This is a genomic window from Pseudomonas sp. SH10-3B (assembly GCF_019891415.1).
Classification (GTDB): domain Bacteria; phylum Pseudomonadota; class Gammaproteobacteria; order Pseudomonadales; family Pseudomonadaceae; genus Aquipseudomonas.
In genome coordinates this window covers 48,521-61,166 of the sequence record NZ_JAFLXD010000017.1, presented here as the reverse complement: position 1 = coordinate 61,166, position 12,646 = coordinate 48,521, and the positions used below count along the sequence as shown (strand labels likewise).

Here is a 12,646-nt window from a genome sequence, read left to right as displayed (position 1 = left end):
GAAGCAATCAGCCGCAATTGACGCGGTTGATCACCAGGTTGTCGTCGGTATTCAGGTTCAAACGGTCGGAGCGGTATTCCAGCGTGATCATATCGTTGGGCTTGAGGATCCGCGCATTTTGCGCACCGGCACGCGTGCGAGCCTGTTCCAGTAACTGCGGCGAGGCTTTTTGGCCAATGGTAAATTCGGCGGCCTTAGCCTCACAGCGGCTATGGCCAGCATCGGACACGGCGGCGTCTTTGGCTGGCTCAGAGGCACCTGGGGTGCTGCAACCCGCCAACGCGAGTGCTGCCAACAGGGTACCGAATGATGCGAGCTTCCAAGGCATGAAGCCTCCTATTGAAAATAATGAACAGAGATCGTGCGACAGCGGCCTGGCAGATTGGTTTCAAGACGTAAACCGCTGATGGGCAAGTCTGCCTGACTCTCAGCAGGCATTCGCCCGATCAATCGTGACCAGATATGAACGCATCAGTAGATGTCGATGTAGTCAAACGGCGGCTTCGGCCAATTCTGCTTCAGCGCATTGAAAATCTGCGTGACCCAGACTTCATCGCTGGCTGCGACGTTGCCGACATAACCAGAGCCCTTGGCCCAGGTCTCCAGGCGAAACAGCAGGCCGTCTATATCCGTGCCCCCCACCACCCCCGACGATATGTAGGCAATCCCAGCCTTGCTCACACGTAACTGGGTGTGCTCGTCATCACTGGCGCTGGCGATCAGTTGGCGCACGGCGGCCAGGGTGAGATTTTCGGGGTTATTCAAATCGATCTGCACGCGGTGTCCCCCGGCAATTAAACAGGGGGACAGTGTCGCACAGCACCCGCTTCATGCCTAAGTAGCAGTGCCAAACACCGCGCAAAATGATTAACTGCGCCCGCTAGAACCGCGTTCCAGCGCATTGCCCCGTCTTTCAACCCGTGAGATTTCCATGACCACCGTAACGCTGCAAGCCGATATCAAAGCCAAGTGGCCCCAAGGCCAAAGCTCCTACAGCCCAGGAAGCCCGGAGGAACTGGCAATCATCGGTATCGACCTGCTGGTCAAGGAACTCGGCACCCAGGCAGCGCAAGCATTCATCGGCCAGGTATTCGAAAAATACCCGGCCGATCATATGGGGGCGCAAGACCCCGAGCGCGAATAAGAGCCGGCTGACGAACGTCAACCGGCAAGCGCTTTACTTCAAGCGCGCCAGGCGCTCGGTGAGCAGATCAAAGAAGCCCTGGGCGTCGCCGTTCTCAACCCAGAACACATTCTTTTCCTGCTTCAGGCCGTCGTACCAATCCACGATAGTCTGGCCAAAGGTCGGACCTTCGCGGCTGTCCACCACCATATTGGCCTGACGCCCCGTGAACAACGATGGCTTGAGCAGGTAGGCAATGACGGTCGCGTCATGTACCGGTCCGCCCGGAATGCCGTAGTGCTCCATGTCGCCCTTGACGTATTCATTAAGAATATCGCCGACGACCTTGCTCGCATTGTTCTTGATGTCGGCGATCTTTTTCAAACGCGCCTCGCTGGTCAGGACCTTATGGGTCACGTCCAGCGGCAGGTAAGTCAGCTTGACGCCGCTCTTGAGCACAATCTCGGCCGCCATCGGATCGGCGAACAAGTTGAACTCGGCAACCGGGGTGATATTGCCGCCGTTGAAGTGCGCGCCGCCCATCACCACCACTTCCTTGATGCCTTGGGTGATTTCCGGGTCCTGAGTCAATGCCAGCGCCAGGTTGGTCTGCGGACCGAGCATCGCAATGGTGATGCTGTGAGGCTTCGCAGCCCGCAGGGTCTTGATCAGGTAATCAACAGCGTTGCCTTCAGCCAGGCCCTTTTTAGGTTCATGGACGGTGACGCCGGAAATACCTTCTTTGCCATGGATGTTCTCGGCGTAGATCGGTGTGCGCAGCAGCGGTTTGGGTGCGCCGGCGTACACCGGGATTTCTTCACGCCCGGCCCACTCGCGGGCCAGACGCGCGTTACGCGAGGTCTTGTCCAGGCGCACATTGCCGGCGACGGTGGTCAGCGCACGAATGTTCAATTCGTCCGGGGAAGCCATGGCGAAGAGCAAGGCCACCACATCGTCGGCACCTGGATCAGTGTCGATGATCAAGTCGATTTTTTCCGCCGCCTGGGCGCTTGCAGCAGTGAGCGCGGACAAAAGCAGGACACTCCGAAACAGATTTCTCAGGGTTGGGAGACCACGTTGCATAAAACACTCCTTGTCGTTGGGGAACTCTAGAAGGTTACGCCAGACACCAGCGCGATATTGCAGTAAGGCTGGCACTCGCCAGTGCGCACAACCGCGCGCGCATTGCGGCTTAACTGCTTGAATTGTTCATGGCTGAGCAGTCGTCGCTCGCCGAGGGCTGCCTGCTCAGTCAAGGCATTCAACTCAACCAGCGCGGGTGGCTGCTTGAGCAGGATTTCTTCCGCCAGCACATGGCTTTCCACCTGCATTTCACTGAGCACGATACGCAAGGTACTGATGAAGTCGGGAATGCCCTGGGTCAGCGCCAGGTCGATCAACTCGACCCCCGGCGGCACTGGTAAGCCGGCGTCGCCGATCACCAGGATGTCGCCATGGCCCAGGGATGCGATCAGCCGCGACAAGGCGATATTGAGCAGCGGGGTCTTTTTCATAAGGGCACAAAACCTTGAACGTCATGCAGCGTAGGAATGGAGGGTTGCGCACCGGCACGGGTGACTGACAATGCTGCAGCGACCTGGCCAAAACGGATGGCCTCGGCTTCACTTTTGCCACTGGCCAGTGCTGCGGCAAAACCACCGACAAAGGTATCGCCGGCAGCGGTGGTATCCACCGCCTTGACCTTGGGCGCCACCAGGTGCTCAAAACCGTGGCCATCGGCGAACAACGCACCTTGGGCACCCAGAGTAATAATGACTTTACCGGCCCCCGCCTTGATCAGGTGTGTCGCCGCGACCTTGGCACTGTCGAGAGAGTCGACTGTCACGCCGCTCAGTGCGGTGGCTTCGCTTTCGTTGGGAATCAGGTAGTCGACCGCGGCGTACCAGTCGGCGGGCAACGGACCGCTGGCTGGCGCTGGGTTGAGGATCACGGTCTTGCCCAGTTCACGACCGCGCTTGAGGGTATAACCGACAGTATCCATCGGCACTTCAAGCTGGCAGATGATCACATCGGCGGCCTGCAGCACCGCATCACATGCCCGCAGTGAGGCGGGCGTCAACCCACCGTTGCTGCCAGCGACAATCACAATCGCGTTCTGGCTGCTGTCGTCCACCACAATCAAGGCGACGCCACTGGAGCCGTCCACAGTGCTCACCGCCTGGCAATCGATACCTTCCACCAGCAAGGCGCCACGCAGTTCAGTGCCATAGGCATCGGTGCCGACACAGCCGATCATTGCCACATCCGCCCCCAGTCGCGCCGATGCCACGGCCTGGTTGGCCCCCTTGCCGCCAGGCACCGTGGAAAATGTTTGGCCGATCAGGGTCTCGCCGGCACGGGGCAACCGACTGGCGCGGGTGACCAAGTCCATGTTCAAGCTGCCTACTACCACTACTTTTGCTGGCATACATCAGTACTCATCAATTCGGTTCAGCGGTATTGGGCGAATGCGCTGGCGACTGGCGCCGTCGACTCGCGCAATACAATGCTCGGCGTCACGATGCGTTGATCGATCGGCAGTTGAGGTGTTGAAATTCGTCGCAGTAAAAGCTCGGCCGCCGTCTCGCCCAGTTGCAGGATCGACTGGCCAACCGTGGTCAGCGCCGGGTACACGTAGCGGCCCATTTGTATGTCATCAAAACCGATCACCGACAGTTCGCCAGGCACGCGGATATTACGCTCCGCCGCGGCGCGCAACACGCCGAAACCGATCATGTCGTTGCTGGCAAAAATTGCGCTGGGCGGGTTTTCCGCCAGCAATTGCACGGCAGCAGCATAACCGCCGGTGCTGGTGAAGTCGCTTTCCCGGGTGCGATTGGCCAGCACTTCCACACCGGCCTCATGCAGCGCACGCTGGTACCCCGCCAGACGCATTTGCGCGACGCGCGTGTGGGCCGGGCCGCCGATGCAAGCGATGTCCCGATGGCCCAGATCAAGCAAGTGTCGGGTCGCCAGGTAGGCGCCCTGCTCGTGATCGATACGCACCAGGTCAACATCAATGCCGTCCAGCGCCCGGTCGACAATCACCATGGGCGTACGCACCGCGCTCAAACCCGCTGCGAGGCCGCTGTCATCACCGCCTACCGAGGTCACGATCAAACCGTCGATGCGTTTCTCCAGCAACACGCGCAAGTAGCTACGTTGTTTTTCCGCGTTGTCGTCGGAGTTGCAGAGAATCACGCAGTAGCCGTTACGCTCACAGTAATCCTCGATACCCCGGGCCAGCTCGGCAAAATAAGGGTTGAGGCTATTGGGCACGAGCAATCCAATAGTGGCCGTGGTCTTGGCCTTGAGCGAACGCGCGACGGCGCTGGGCACGTAGTCGAGCTGCTTGATCGCCGCTTCGACCTTGATCCGTACCGGCTCGCTCACCGGGCGCGTCTTGTTCACCACATGGGACACGGTGGTGTAGGAAATACCTGCAAGCGCTGCTACATCCTTGATCGTCGCCATGGTTCAGCCTCGCCGACTGGCGCGACGGCTGCGGTAAGTATCCAGCACCACAGCGATCACGATCACGGCGCCGGTGATGATGCGCTTGGTGGGCTCCGTAGCACCGATCTGCGCAAGGCCCGCGGCCAGCACCGAAATAATCAACACACCGAAGAAGGTACTGATCACCGAACCACGCCCGCCCATCAGGCTGGTACCGCCGATCACCACTGCGGCGATCACTTGCAGTTCCAGGCCGGAACCGGCATTCGGGTCTGCCGCTTCCAGGCGCGAAATCTGGAACAACGCTGCCACACCGGCCAGCAGGCCCATGAGGCTGAAGACCAGAATCTTGTACGGTTTGGGATTGATACCAGCCAGGCGCACGGCTTCTTCGTTAGTGCCGATGCCAATCAGGTAGCGACCGAATACGGTACGGGTCAATACCAGTTGGGCGACAATAATCACCAGCAAAGCAATGATGAACGACGGCGAAATACCGAAGGCAACCGGGTTGGACAGCCACGCAAAGGAGTCACCGATATAGGCGGTGCGCGAGCCGGTCATCTGGTAAGCCACGCCACGGGCCATCTCCAACACGCCGAGGGACACGATAAACGATGGAATACGCCAGGCCACGGTGATAGAGCCGGTGATGGTGCCGGCCAACGCGGCGCAGCCCATGCCGAGCACGGCGGCCGGTAAAACACTCCAGCCCCAGCCGAGAATCGCCACACTGACAGCCGACGCTGCCAACGCCAGCACCGAGCCCACCGACAGGTCGATGCCACCGATGATGAGGATGAACGTCATGCCCACCGCCAGCACCATCAGGTCCGGGATCTGGTTGGCCAGGGTGCTGAAGGTGTCGTAGGACAGGAAGTGATCACTGAGCACTGAGAACAGCGCAATCATCGCCAGCAACGCACCCGCCAGCCCCAGGTAGGTACCCAGGCCATAGAAGTTGCCGCCAGTCTTACCGGGGGAAGTTGTTGTTTTCATGGGGTATCCCTAAGCACTGCGTCGTTGAGCAGCGCATCACGTTTCTGATAACCGGCAAAGGCGGCGGCAAGCAATTCGTCTTGTGTCCAACTGTCGCGCTCGAAGGTCTCGATCAAGCGTCCGGCGGACAGCACACCGATGCGGTCGCAGATCAGCATGAGTTCACGCAGGTCGCTGGACACCACCACCAGCGCCTTGCCCTGGCGGGTCAACTCGCCGAGCAAGGCATAAATGTCGAACTTGGCACCGACGTCGATGCCGCGGGTAGGCTCGTCGAACAGCATCACCGAGCAGTCGCGCTCCAGCCAGCGGCCAATCACCACTTTCTGCTGGTTGCCGCCGGACAGCTCCGACACCAATTGCGCCGGGCTGGAACTGCGGATACGCATGGCATCGATCTGGCGCTGGGCTAATGCTGCCTCATCTCGCGTATTCACCACACCGGCGCCGGAAATTTCCGGCATGTTGCCCAGGGCGATATTGGCGCTGATGGACTGGCTCAGCAGCAGGCCTTCGCCCTTGCGGTCTTCGGTGATCAACGCAATGCCATGGCCCACCGCATCCACTGGCGAGCGAATGCTCACCACCTGGGCCGCAGAGCCAAGCGCCACGGTACCGCTGTCGGCCAGGTCGGCGCCGAAGATCAGGCGCAACAACTCAGTGCGGCCGGCGCCGATCAGACCGGAGATGCCATAGATCTCGCCCGCGCGCACTTCGAAAGACACGTCGCGGACCTTGTCCGAGCGGCTCAGGCCTTTCACCGTGAGCGCAGGCCCGCCGATAGTCCGCGGGCCCAGGTCGATGTGCTCGCCCAGCTCGCGACCGACCATCAAGGTAACGAGTTGCTCGCTGTTGTAGTTGGCCATCGGCTCGACACACACCAGCTTGCCGTCGCGCAGTACCGCAATGCGCTGGGCGACACGGGCCAGCTCTTCGAGCCGGTGTGAAATGTAAATGATCGCCACGCCCCGGGCCTGCAGGCGAGTGATTTGCTCAAACAGCATCTCGACTTCACGGGCAGTGAGCATGGCCGTGGGTTCGTCGAGGATCAGTACGTGGCAATCGCCAATCAGGTTGCGGGCGATCTCGACCATTTGCTGGTGGCCGATACCCAGGCTGCCAACCAATGTATCCGGGTCGATCGCATCCAGGCCGACTTGGGCCATGGCTTCGATCGCGGCTTTGCGCAACTGTTTGCGGCTGATCCAGCCACAGTGGCTGGGCAGGTTATCCAGGAACAGGTTTTCAGCCACGGTCAACGTAGGCAGCAGGTTAAGCTCCTGCATGACCATGCGCACCCCCAGCTCTTCAGCCTGGGTACGGCTGCCCGGCCGGTAATCCTGACCGTTGAATTGCATGTGCCCGGTAGTCGGCGTGACCAGCCCGCCGATGATCTTCGACAAGGTGCTTTTGCCTGCGCCGTTTTCACCGGTCAGCGCCAGCACTTCACCGCGATTGAGCGTCAGGGTGATGTCGGACAGAACCGGCTGGGCATAGGTCTTGCCGATACCGCTGACCGAGAGGACAGCGTTCGGGGCGGAAGATGACATAGGAAAATCTCCAGGCGCCCGCTCAGGACGAGCGGGCGCTGTTGGGTGCTGCCAGGATTACTTCTTGAGGACGAGTTCGACCGGGGTTTCGATCACGCCGTCCTTGGCATCGACTTTCTCACCCTTGACCAGCTTCAGCGCGTTCTGGATACCGAACACGGCTTGCTGCGCGGCAGCCTGGTCGGCAGTCGCCAGGACGCGGCCGTCCTGCAGCATCGGCTTGATGGCGGCAATATTGTCGTAGCCTACGACCAGCACTTTGCCGGCCTTGCCGGCCGCACGCACGGCGGAGACCGCGCCCAGCGCCATGTTGTCGTTACCCGCCAGCAGCGCCTTGAGATCCGGGTATTCGCTCAGCATGGCGGAAGCCACCTTCTGGCCCTGGTCGATTTCCCAGTTGCCCGATTGCGTGGAAACGATCTTCATGCCGGCAGCGTCCATCGCATCCTTGTAGCCTGCGGTGCGCTGTTGGGCGTTGGTGGTGGTTGGCACGCCTTCGATGATGCCGACTTTATCGCCCGCGGCCAGTTGCTTGGCCAGGTAGTCACCCACCAGTTTGGAGCCTTTACGGTTGTCGGGACCGACGAAGGGGATGTCGAGGTTCTTGCTTTTCAGCACGTCCGGGTCAAGGCGGTTGTCGATATTGACGACCTTGATGCCGGCATCCGAGGCTTTCTTCAGTACGGTGACCAGCGCCTTGGAGTCTGCTGGCGCGATGACGATGGCGTTGACCTTGGCGAGGATCATCTGGTTGACGATATCGATCTGCGCGCTGGTATCGGTTTCGTTCTTGATCCCGTTGGTGATCATGTCGAAATCAGCCGCGTGGTCTTTCTGGTACGCCTTGGCACCGTCCTGCATGGTGACGAAGAATTCATTCGCGAGTGATTTCATCACCAGGCCGACCTTGGGTTTGGTGGCGGTGTCATCAGCGAATGCAGAGGAAAGGGGTAAGGCGGCGGATGCGGCAGCAAGCACAGCGACAGCAAGAAGACGTCCAGCGAATGGCAGCTTCATGGGTTCACTCCGATCTTATGATTATTGTGAGCAACGCTTGCACCGAAGACTGCTTCGGCAGCCGTCCCACCCGGGCGACTGATACGAGCTGGCAGGAGACTCAAGGAGTGCTCCGTGAAACATCTCGCAAACGTTTGCGTTAATCAAACTATGAGAACCTTGTCGAGATTTGTCAACGGTTGAGCATCGCCTTTCATGCGAGGCGTCTACCCCCTGCCCTCTCCCGTCTTGTGAAGCACGTTGTTAAACATCCCCCCGACAGTTTCGTTCTCTGAAACGACAGGCGTCAGCGTACAGGCCAGGATTTTTCGTGATCATTTTCGGACAACCGAACGCAATCTCGCCACTTGTTCGGAAAGCCGGACGCGCACATCACCAGACGCGCCAAGCCAATGACAATAGTCTTTACAAATCAATAAGTTATTTTAAATCAACGCACACAATCAGCCTGGTACAAATCCTGCTCTTACCCAGCACCTCGCGGCGTTCAGAACCGCCCGGGCGCTCTAGATGAACCTGCTACAGCACTCATCAAAAACCAGAGAGAAAAATAATGAAATCTGCATTGAAGAACTTTGTTCCGGGCGCGTTAGCCCTTCTGCTGCTGTTCCCTGTTGCCGCTCAGGCAAAGGACGTCGAATCCAAGACCAAACTGTCCAACGTGGTGATCCTCGCCACCGGCGGCACCATTGCTGGCGCGGGCGCCAGCGCAGCCAATAGCGCCACCTACCAGGCAGCTAAAGTTGGCATCGAGCAATTGATCGCCGGTGTTCCTGAGCTTAGTCAGATCGCGAATGTGCGTGGCGAGCAAGTGATGCAAATTGCATCCGAAAGCATCAACAACGAAAACCTGCTGCAGCTGGGACGCCGCGTCGCTGAACTGGCAGACAGCAAAGACGTGGATGGCATCGTGATCACCCACGGTACCGACACCCTGGAAGAGACCGCCTACTTCCTGAACCTGGTGGAAAAAACCGACAAACCCATCGTTGTAGTCGGCTCCATGCGTCCAGGCACCGCCATGTCGGCAGACGGCATGCTCAACCTGTACAACGCCGTAGCCGTGGCCAGCAGCAAAGATGCGCGCGGCAAAGGCGTACTGGTGACCATGAACGACGAGATCCAATCGGGTCGCGACGTCAGCAAGATGATCAATATCAAGACCGAAGCCTTCAAGAGCCCGTGGGGCCCTCTGGGTATGGTCGTTGAAGGCAAGTCCTACTGGTTCCGCCTGCCAGCCAAGCGTCACACCATGGACTCGGAATTCGACATCAAGAACATCAAGAGCTTGCCCGATGTTGAAATCGCCTACGGCTACGGCAACGTAAGCGACACCGCCTACAAGGCACTGGCCCAGGCTGGCGCCAAAGCCATCATCCACGCTGGCACCGGCAACGGTTCGGTGTCGTCCAAAGTGGTTCCCGCGCTGGTGGAGTTGCGCAAGCAAGGTGTGCAGATCATCCGTTCTTCCCACGTAAATGCCGGGGGCATGGTGCTGCGTAATGCCGAACAGCCAGACGACAAGTACGACTGGGTCGCCGCCCTCGACCTGAACCCGCAGAAAGCGCGGATTCTGGCAATGGTCGCCCTGACCAAGACCCAGGACAGCAAAGAGCTGCAACGGATGTTCTGGGAATATTGATTCCTGCTGACATCTCTGTAGGGGCGGGTTTACCCGCCTCTACTTCATCTGTAAATCCCGCAACCAACACCTCCCCGCCTTACACCGAACCACTTAAACCGCTGTCAGACGAACTTCTTGAAATTTAAGCAGTTGCGAAATTGCCTACAGTTAAATACTGTATGCACGTACAGCCTATTAAGGAATACTCCGTGGCAAAGTCCTCTTCCGCAGCGCCAACCCCACCCGATGCCTACGAACGCCTGGCCATTCGTGTGCAAAAAATCATCAACTCCACTAACGCTCAGAAAGCCAAGGCAGCCTTGATCTTCCGCTTGCCGGAAGAACCAGAGGACGAATGGCAGCGCTTGCTGGAGGAAATCGCAGAGAACGACAACGTCACCCTCGCCTATCGGGATGACGGCGGCGTGCAGATTTTCTGGGTTGTGCCGAAGGAAGATTGAGTCAATGAGTGCCCGTTTTATTGCTGTGTGCTGCCTGCTGTTCGCTGTCTCTGCCCATGCCCAAGCACCCCGAACTTTCAGCGAAGCCAAGAAGGTCGCCTGGACGCTCTATGCGCCACAATCCACTGAGTTCTATTGCGGCTGCAAATACACCGGTAATCGCGTTGACCTCAAAGCCTGTGGCTACATCCCACGTAAAAACGCCAATCGTGCTGCACGTATCGAGTGGGAGCACATTGTTCCGGCCTGGCAGATCGGACATCAGCGCCAATGCTGGCAGAACGGTGGACGCAAGAACTGCACGCGGCATGACGATGTGTTCAAGCGTGCCGAAGCGGATTTGCACAATCTGGTGCCGAGCATCGGCGAGGTCAATGGCGACCGAAGCAACTTCAGTTTTGGCTGGCTGCCGGTGCAAAGTGGGCAGTACGGTTCATGCCTGACCCAGGTGGACTTCAAGGCCAAGAAGGTCATGCCACGCCCGTCTATTCGCGGGATGATCGCACGCACTTATTTCTACATGAGCAAGCAGTACGGCTTGCGCCTGTCAAAACAGGATCGCCAGTTGTACGAAGCCTGGAACAAGACCTATCCGGTACAAGCCTGGGAGCGCCAACGTAACCAGACGGTGGCGTGCGTGATGGGCCGTGGCAATGAATTTGTCGGCCCGGTAAACCTGAAAGCCTGCAGTTGAAGATGGGCGGCACGGCCGCCCAATCAGCCCGTTACTGCGCGGACGTGTGCTCGATGATCTCGGACACCGTGTCGCTTTTCTTGGCCCGTGCCATCTTTTCGTTGAGCAGTGTCTGCTTGGCCTCGGCCTCTGCCCTGGTTGCAAACGGCCCCAGCAGAACTTCGTCCTTGCCGTCGACCTTCACGATATAAAAACTGAACCCGTGCTCGAGCAACCAGGCGGTCAGGTCCGTGATTGCCTGCAACTTGTGGTCCGGTGGGCCTACGCGCAGATCCCACTCCTGGGCGGCAATCGCGCCGGTTTGTGGCTGGTTTTCGGTCACGGCAGGCTTGGCCTTGGGGGCATCGACACGCTTGCCTTCACCGCAACCGGCCAACGCCAACACCGCAATTGCCATCGCTACTTTACGCACTGCCCTGCTCCTTCAAAGGATAAAGAGGCGACTTTATCATTCACTGTCTATTCTGGCCGTCATAAACGTTGGCTTAAACAATGCGAATGATGTATCCCAGACCTGTATGATGCCGCCATGGGAATTAATGTCGCCTCTATGCGTCCTAAAAGAGGCAGTCACAGGGAAGCGCTTAGCAGTAAGCTACACACATACGACACCTGCCCTGTCTGAAACATGTGTCCTTAAAAGTAATCAAGGAGAAGTCCATGCTTATACTCACCCGCAAAGTCGGTGAAAGCATAAACATCGGTGATGACATTACGATCACCATCCTGGGCGTCAGCGGCCAGCAAGTAAGAATCGGCATCAACGCACCCAAGGATGTTGCCGTGCATCGCGAGGAAATTTACCAGCGCATCCAGGCCGGCCTGACCGCTCCGGACAAAAACCAGACGCCTTGAAGCCCCCTCAGTAGCCAGCCCTTTCGTTCACTGTTACGGCTGGCGAAAACTTCCTCGGACTGCTTTTGTCTTTAGTTGCGCGAACTGTTTTTTCGGCACACTCATCTATTCGTCAAGATGAAACTATCTTCACGCCTGGAACTTATTACACCCTCTGCAACCAAATCCCCTGACTGACATCCCGCCATCCGTGTGCACCTGGGAGCACGTCGATGATGCCTGGCACTGCGCGGCCATTTTTCTCCACATCCTGGATGATTGCCCTGCTGATAGGGCTGGTCTTCGTCGGTTTGGAATATGGCCTGAAGCTTGAAATAGAAGGCGCTGAGGCCCCCCGTTCGCGGCTGGACCTGGTACTGCTGCTGTGTGGCTACTTGTTCATGTTCTGCCTCAAGCCCATCCAGATGGCCGTGCAGCACAAGTTGTGCCAGCGAACCCTCCGCAAAACCGCACGCTGACGCCCCCCCTGATTCACTATCAGATCACCGGTGTTTACAGCGTCGTAGCAAGACCTATTCTTGAGTGTGTTTGTACAGCCAGTAAAGGCGCAGAAACAGATGGACACGCTCACTAAAACTCAAATCGAATCTGAATTGGCAGCCCGCCTGCCCAGCTACGCGGTCACCTGCACACTGCACGCCGACGGCACGCTCTCGGCCGTACTCAGCGGTCCGGAAACCGACCACTTCGCAATCACCGGAATCGTGCGCGCGCATTATCGCGGAGCCGAAGCAATTGCCCGGCTCGCCAACGAGATTCTCAGGGAGATGGTGCTGTCCCGCCAAGGCATGCGCAGTGATCGAATGCAGGCATCGCCTGAACCAGCCGCCAGCGACGCAAGCCAAGGCCAGTAACGGGCCTGGCTTT

General features: G+C 58.6%; 17 protein-coding genes. 7 read left to right on the top strand and 10 right to left on the bottom strand.

Annotated elements, in window-relative coordinates; genetic code table 11:
• Positions 1–7: 7 nt before the first annotated feature.
• Entirely contained in the window at positions 8–328 is a 321-nt protein-coding gene (locus J1G35_RS15060; RefSeq protein WP_053128894.1) for an I78 family peptidase inhibitor, read from the bottom strand.
• A gap of 143 nt (positions 329–471) precedes the next feature.
• Positions 472–777: a hypothetical protein gene (locus tag J1G35_RS15055; RefSeq protein ID WP_053128892.1), complete on the bottom strand. Its 306-nt coding sequence runs from the start codon at positions 775–777 to the stop codon at positions 472–474.
• A 154-nt stretch (positions 778–931) separates the two neighbouring features.
• Here J1G35_RS15055 and J1G35_RS15050 point away from each other — a divergent pair, with 154 nt between their 5' ends.
• A complete protein-coding gene (locus tag J1G35_RS15050; RefSeq protein ID WP_053128891.1) occupies positions 932–1,144 on the top strand; it encodes a hypothetical protein in 213 nt (70 codons plus the stop codon).
• Positions 1,145–1,177: 33 nt separating this feature from the next.
• Here the strand turns inward: J1G35_RS15050 and J1G35_RS15045 are convergent, their stop codons facing one another.
• Genes J1G35_RS15045 through J1G35_RS15015 form a run of 7 tightly spaced genes read right to left on the bottom strand, consistent with a single transcriptional unit; the run spans position 1,178 to position 8,145 of the window.
• Positions 1,178–2,206: a nucleoside hydrolase gene (locus tag J1G35_RS15045; RefSeq protein WP_053128889.1), complete on the bottom strand. Its 1,029-nt coding sequence runs from the start codon at positions 2,204–2,206 to the stop codon at positions 1,178–1,180.
• A 26-nt stretch (positions 2,207–2,232) separates the two neighbouring features.
• Entirely contained in the window at positions 2,233–2,637 is a 405-nt protein-coding gene (gene rbsD / locus J1G35_RS15040) for a D-ribose pyranase (RefSeq protein WP_053128887.1), read from the bottom strand.
• On the bottom strand, positions 2,634–3,551 hold the full coding sequence (gene rbsK / locus J1G35_RS15035; RefSeq protein ID WP_223015309.1) for a ribokinase: 918 nt from the start codon (positions 3,549–3,551) through the stop codon (positions 2,634–2,636). Before rbsK ends, rbsD begins: the two co-directional genes overlap by 4 nt.
• 23 nt (positions 3,552–3,574) lie before the next feature.
• A complete protein-coding gene (locus J1G35_RS15030) occupies positions 3,575–4,597 on the bottom strand; it encodes a LacI family DNA-binding transcriptional regulator (RefSeq protein ID WP_223015308.1) in 1,023 nt (340 codons plus the stop codon).
• 3 nt (positions 4,598–4,600) lie between these two features.
• Positions 4,601–5,578 carry an ABC transporter permease gene (locus J1G35_RS15025; protein WP_053128881.1) on the bottom strand — a complete coding sequence of 326 codons (978 nt, stop codon included), beginning with the start codon at positions 5,576–5,578 and terminating at the stop codon, positions 4,601–4,603.
• A complete protein-coding gene (locus J1G35_RS15020; RefSeq protein ID WP_053128879.1) occupies positions 5,575–7,128 on the bottom strand; it encodes a sugar ABC transporter ATP-binding protein in 1,554 nt (517 codons plus the stop codon). Before J1G35_RS15020 ends, J1G35_RS15025 begins: the two co-directional genes overlap by 4 nt.
• Positions 7,129–7,185: 57 nt before the next feature.
• Complete coding sequence (locus tag J1G35_RS15015; protein ID WP_053128877.1) at positions 7,186–8,145, bottom strand: sugar ABC transporter substrate-binding protein; 960 nt, start codon at positions 8,143–8,145, stop codon at positions 7,186–7,188.
• 553 nt (positions 8,146–8,698) lie between these two features.
• Here J1G35_RS15015 and J1G35_RS15010 point away from each other — a divergent pair.
• The 3 genes from J1G35_RS15010 to J1G35_RS15000 all read left to right on the top strand — a co-directional run bounded on the left by J1G35_RS15010 (position 8,699) and on the right by J1G35_RS15000 (position 10,924).
• A complete protein-coding gene (locus J1G35_RS15010; protein WP_053128876.1) occupies positions 8,699–9,787 on the top strand; it encodes an asparaginase in 1,089 nt (362 codons plus the stop codon).
• 191 nt (positions 9,788–9,978) lie between these two features.
• Positions 9,979–10,230, top strand: a complete 252-nt coding sequence (locus J1G35_RS15005) for a DUF1654 domain-containing protein (RefSeq protein WP_223015307.1) — start codon at positions 9,979–9,981, stop codon at positions 10,228–10,230.
• A gap of 4 nt (positions 10,231–10,234) precedes the next feature.
• On the top strand, positions 10,235–10,924 hold the full coding sequence (locus tag J1G35_RS15000) for an endonuclease I family protein (protein WP_223015306.1): 690 nt from the start codon (positions 10,235–10,237) through the stop codon (positions 10,922–10,924).
• Positions 10,925–10,955: 31 nt separating this feature from the next.
• On the opposite strand, the gene J1G35_RS14995 is transcribed toward J1G35_RS15000, so the two are convergent.
• On the bottom strand, positions 10,956–11,321 hold the full coding sequence (locus J1G35_RS14995; protein WP_053128873.1) for a hypothetical protein: 366 nt from the start codon (positions 11,319–11,321) through the stop codon (positions 10,956–10,958).
• Positions 11,322–11,584: 263 nt separating this feature from the next.
• On the opposite strand from J1G35_RS14995, the gene csrA reads away from it, so the two are divergent.
• The 3 genes from csrA (at position 11,585) to J1G35_RS14980 (ending at position 12,633) form a co-directional block, all read left to right on the top strand.
• Positions 11,585–11,779, top strand: a complete 195-nt coding sequence (gene csrA, locus J1G35_RS14990) for a carbon storage regulator CsrA (RefSeq protein WP_003192511.1) — start codon at positions 11,585–11,587, stop codon at positions 11,777–11,779.
• A 212-nt stretch (positions 11,780–11,991) separates the two neighbouring features.
• Positions 11,992–12,237 carry a hypothetical protein gene (locus tag J1G35_RS14985; RefSeq protein WP_053128872.1) on the top strand — a complete coding sequence of 82 codons (246 nt, stop codon included), beginning with the start codon at positions 11,992–11,994 and terminating at the stop codon, positions 12,235–12,237.
• Between the two features lie 99 nt (positions 12,238–12,336).
• Positions 12,337–12,633: a hypothetical protein gene (locus J1G35_RS14980; RefSeq protein WP_053128870.1), complete on the top strand. Its 297-nt coding sequence runs from the start codon at positions 12,337–12,339 to the stop codon at positions 12,631–12,633.
• Positions 12,634–12,646: the final 13 nt, after the last annotated feature.

What these genes read in the sequence shown, in the direction of transcription:
- J1G35_RS15060 (WP_053128894.1), bottom strand. Translation starts at nt 328, where the DNA reads ATGCCTTGGAAGCTCGCATCATTCGGTACCCTGTTGGCAGCACTCGCG.
- J1G35_RS15050 (WP_053128891.1), top strand. Translation starts at nt 932, where the DNA reads ATGACCACCGTAACGCTGCAAGCCGATATCAAAGCCAAGTGGCCCCAA.
- J1G35_RS15045 (WP_053128889.1), bottom strand. Translation starts at nt 2,206, where the DNA reads ATGCAACGTGGTCTCCCAACCCTGAGAAATCTGTTTCGGAGTGTCCTG.
- rbsD (WP_053128887.1), bottom strand. Translation starts at nt 2,637, where the DNA reads ATGAAAAAGACCCCGCTGCTCAATATCGCCTTGTCGCGGCTGATCGCA.
- rbsK (WP_223015309.1), bottom strand. Translation starts at nt 3,551, where the DNA reads ATGCCAGCAAAAGTAGTGGTAGTAGGCAGCTTGAACATGGACTTGGTC.
- J1G35_RS15030 (WP_223015308.1), bottom strand. Translation starts at nt 4,597, where the DNA reads ATGGCGACGATCAAGGATGTAGCAGCGCTTGCAGGTATTTCCTACACC.
- J1G35_RS15025 (WP_053128881.1), bottom strand. Translation starts at nt 5,578, where the DNA reads ATGAAAACAACAACTTCCCCCGGTAAGACTGGCGGCAACTTCTATGGC.
- J1G35_RS15020 (WP_053128879.1), bottom strand. Translation starts at nt 7,128, where the DNA reads ATGTCATCTTCCGCCCCGAACGCTGTCCTCTCGGTCAGCGGTATCGGC.
- J1G35_RS15015 (WP_053128877.1), bottom strand. Translation starts at nt 8,145, where the DNA reads ATGAAGCTGCCATTCGCTGGACGTCTTCTTGCTGTCGCTGTGCTTGCT.
- J1G35_RS15010 (WP_053128876.1), top strand. Translation starts at nt 8,699, where the DNA reads ATGAAATCTGCATTGAAGAACTTTGTTCCGGGCGCGTTAGCCCTTCTG.
- J1G35_RS15000 (WP_223015306.1), top strand. Translation starts at nt 10,235, where the DNA reads ATGAGTGCCCGTTTTATTGCTGTGTGCTGCCTGCTGTTCGCTGTCTCT.
- J1G35_RS14995 (WP_053128873.1), bottom strand. Translation starts at nt 11,321, where the DNA reads ATGGCAATTGCGGTGTTGGCGTTGGCCGGTTGCGGTGAAGGCAAGCGT.
- csrA (WP_003192511.1), top strand. Translation starts at nt 11,585, where the DNA reads ATGCTTATACTCACCCGCAAAGTCGGTGAAAGCATAAACATCGGTGAT.
- J1G35_RS14985 (WP_053128872.1), top strand. Translation starts at nt 11,992, where the DNA reads ATGATGCCTGGCACTGCGCGGCCATTTTTCTCCACATCCTGGATGATT.
- J1G35_RS14980 (WP_053128870.1), top strand. Translation starts at nt 12,337, where the DNA reads ATGGACACGCTCACTAAAACTCAAATCGAATCTGAATTGGCAGCCCGC.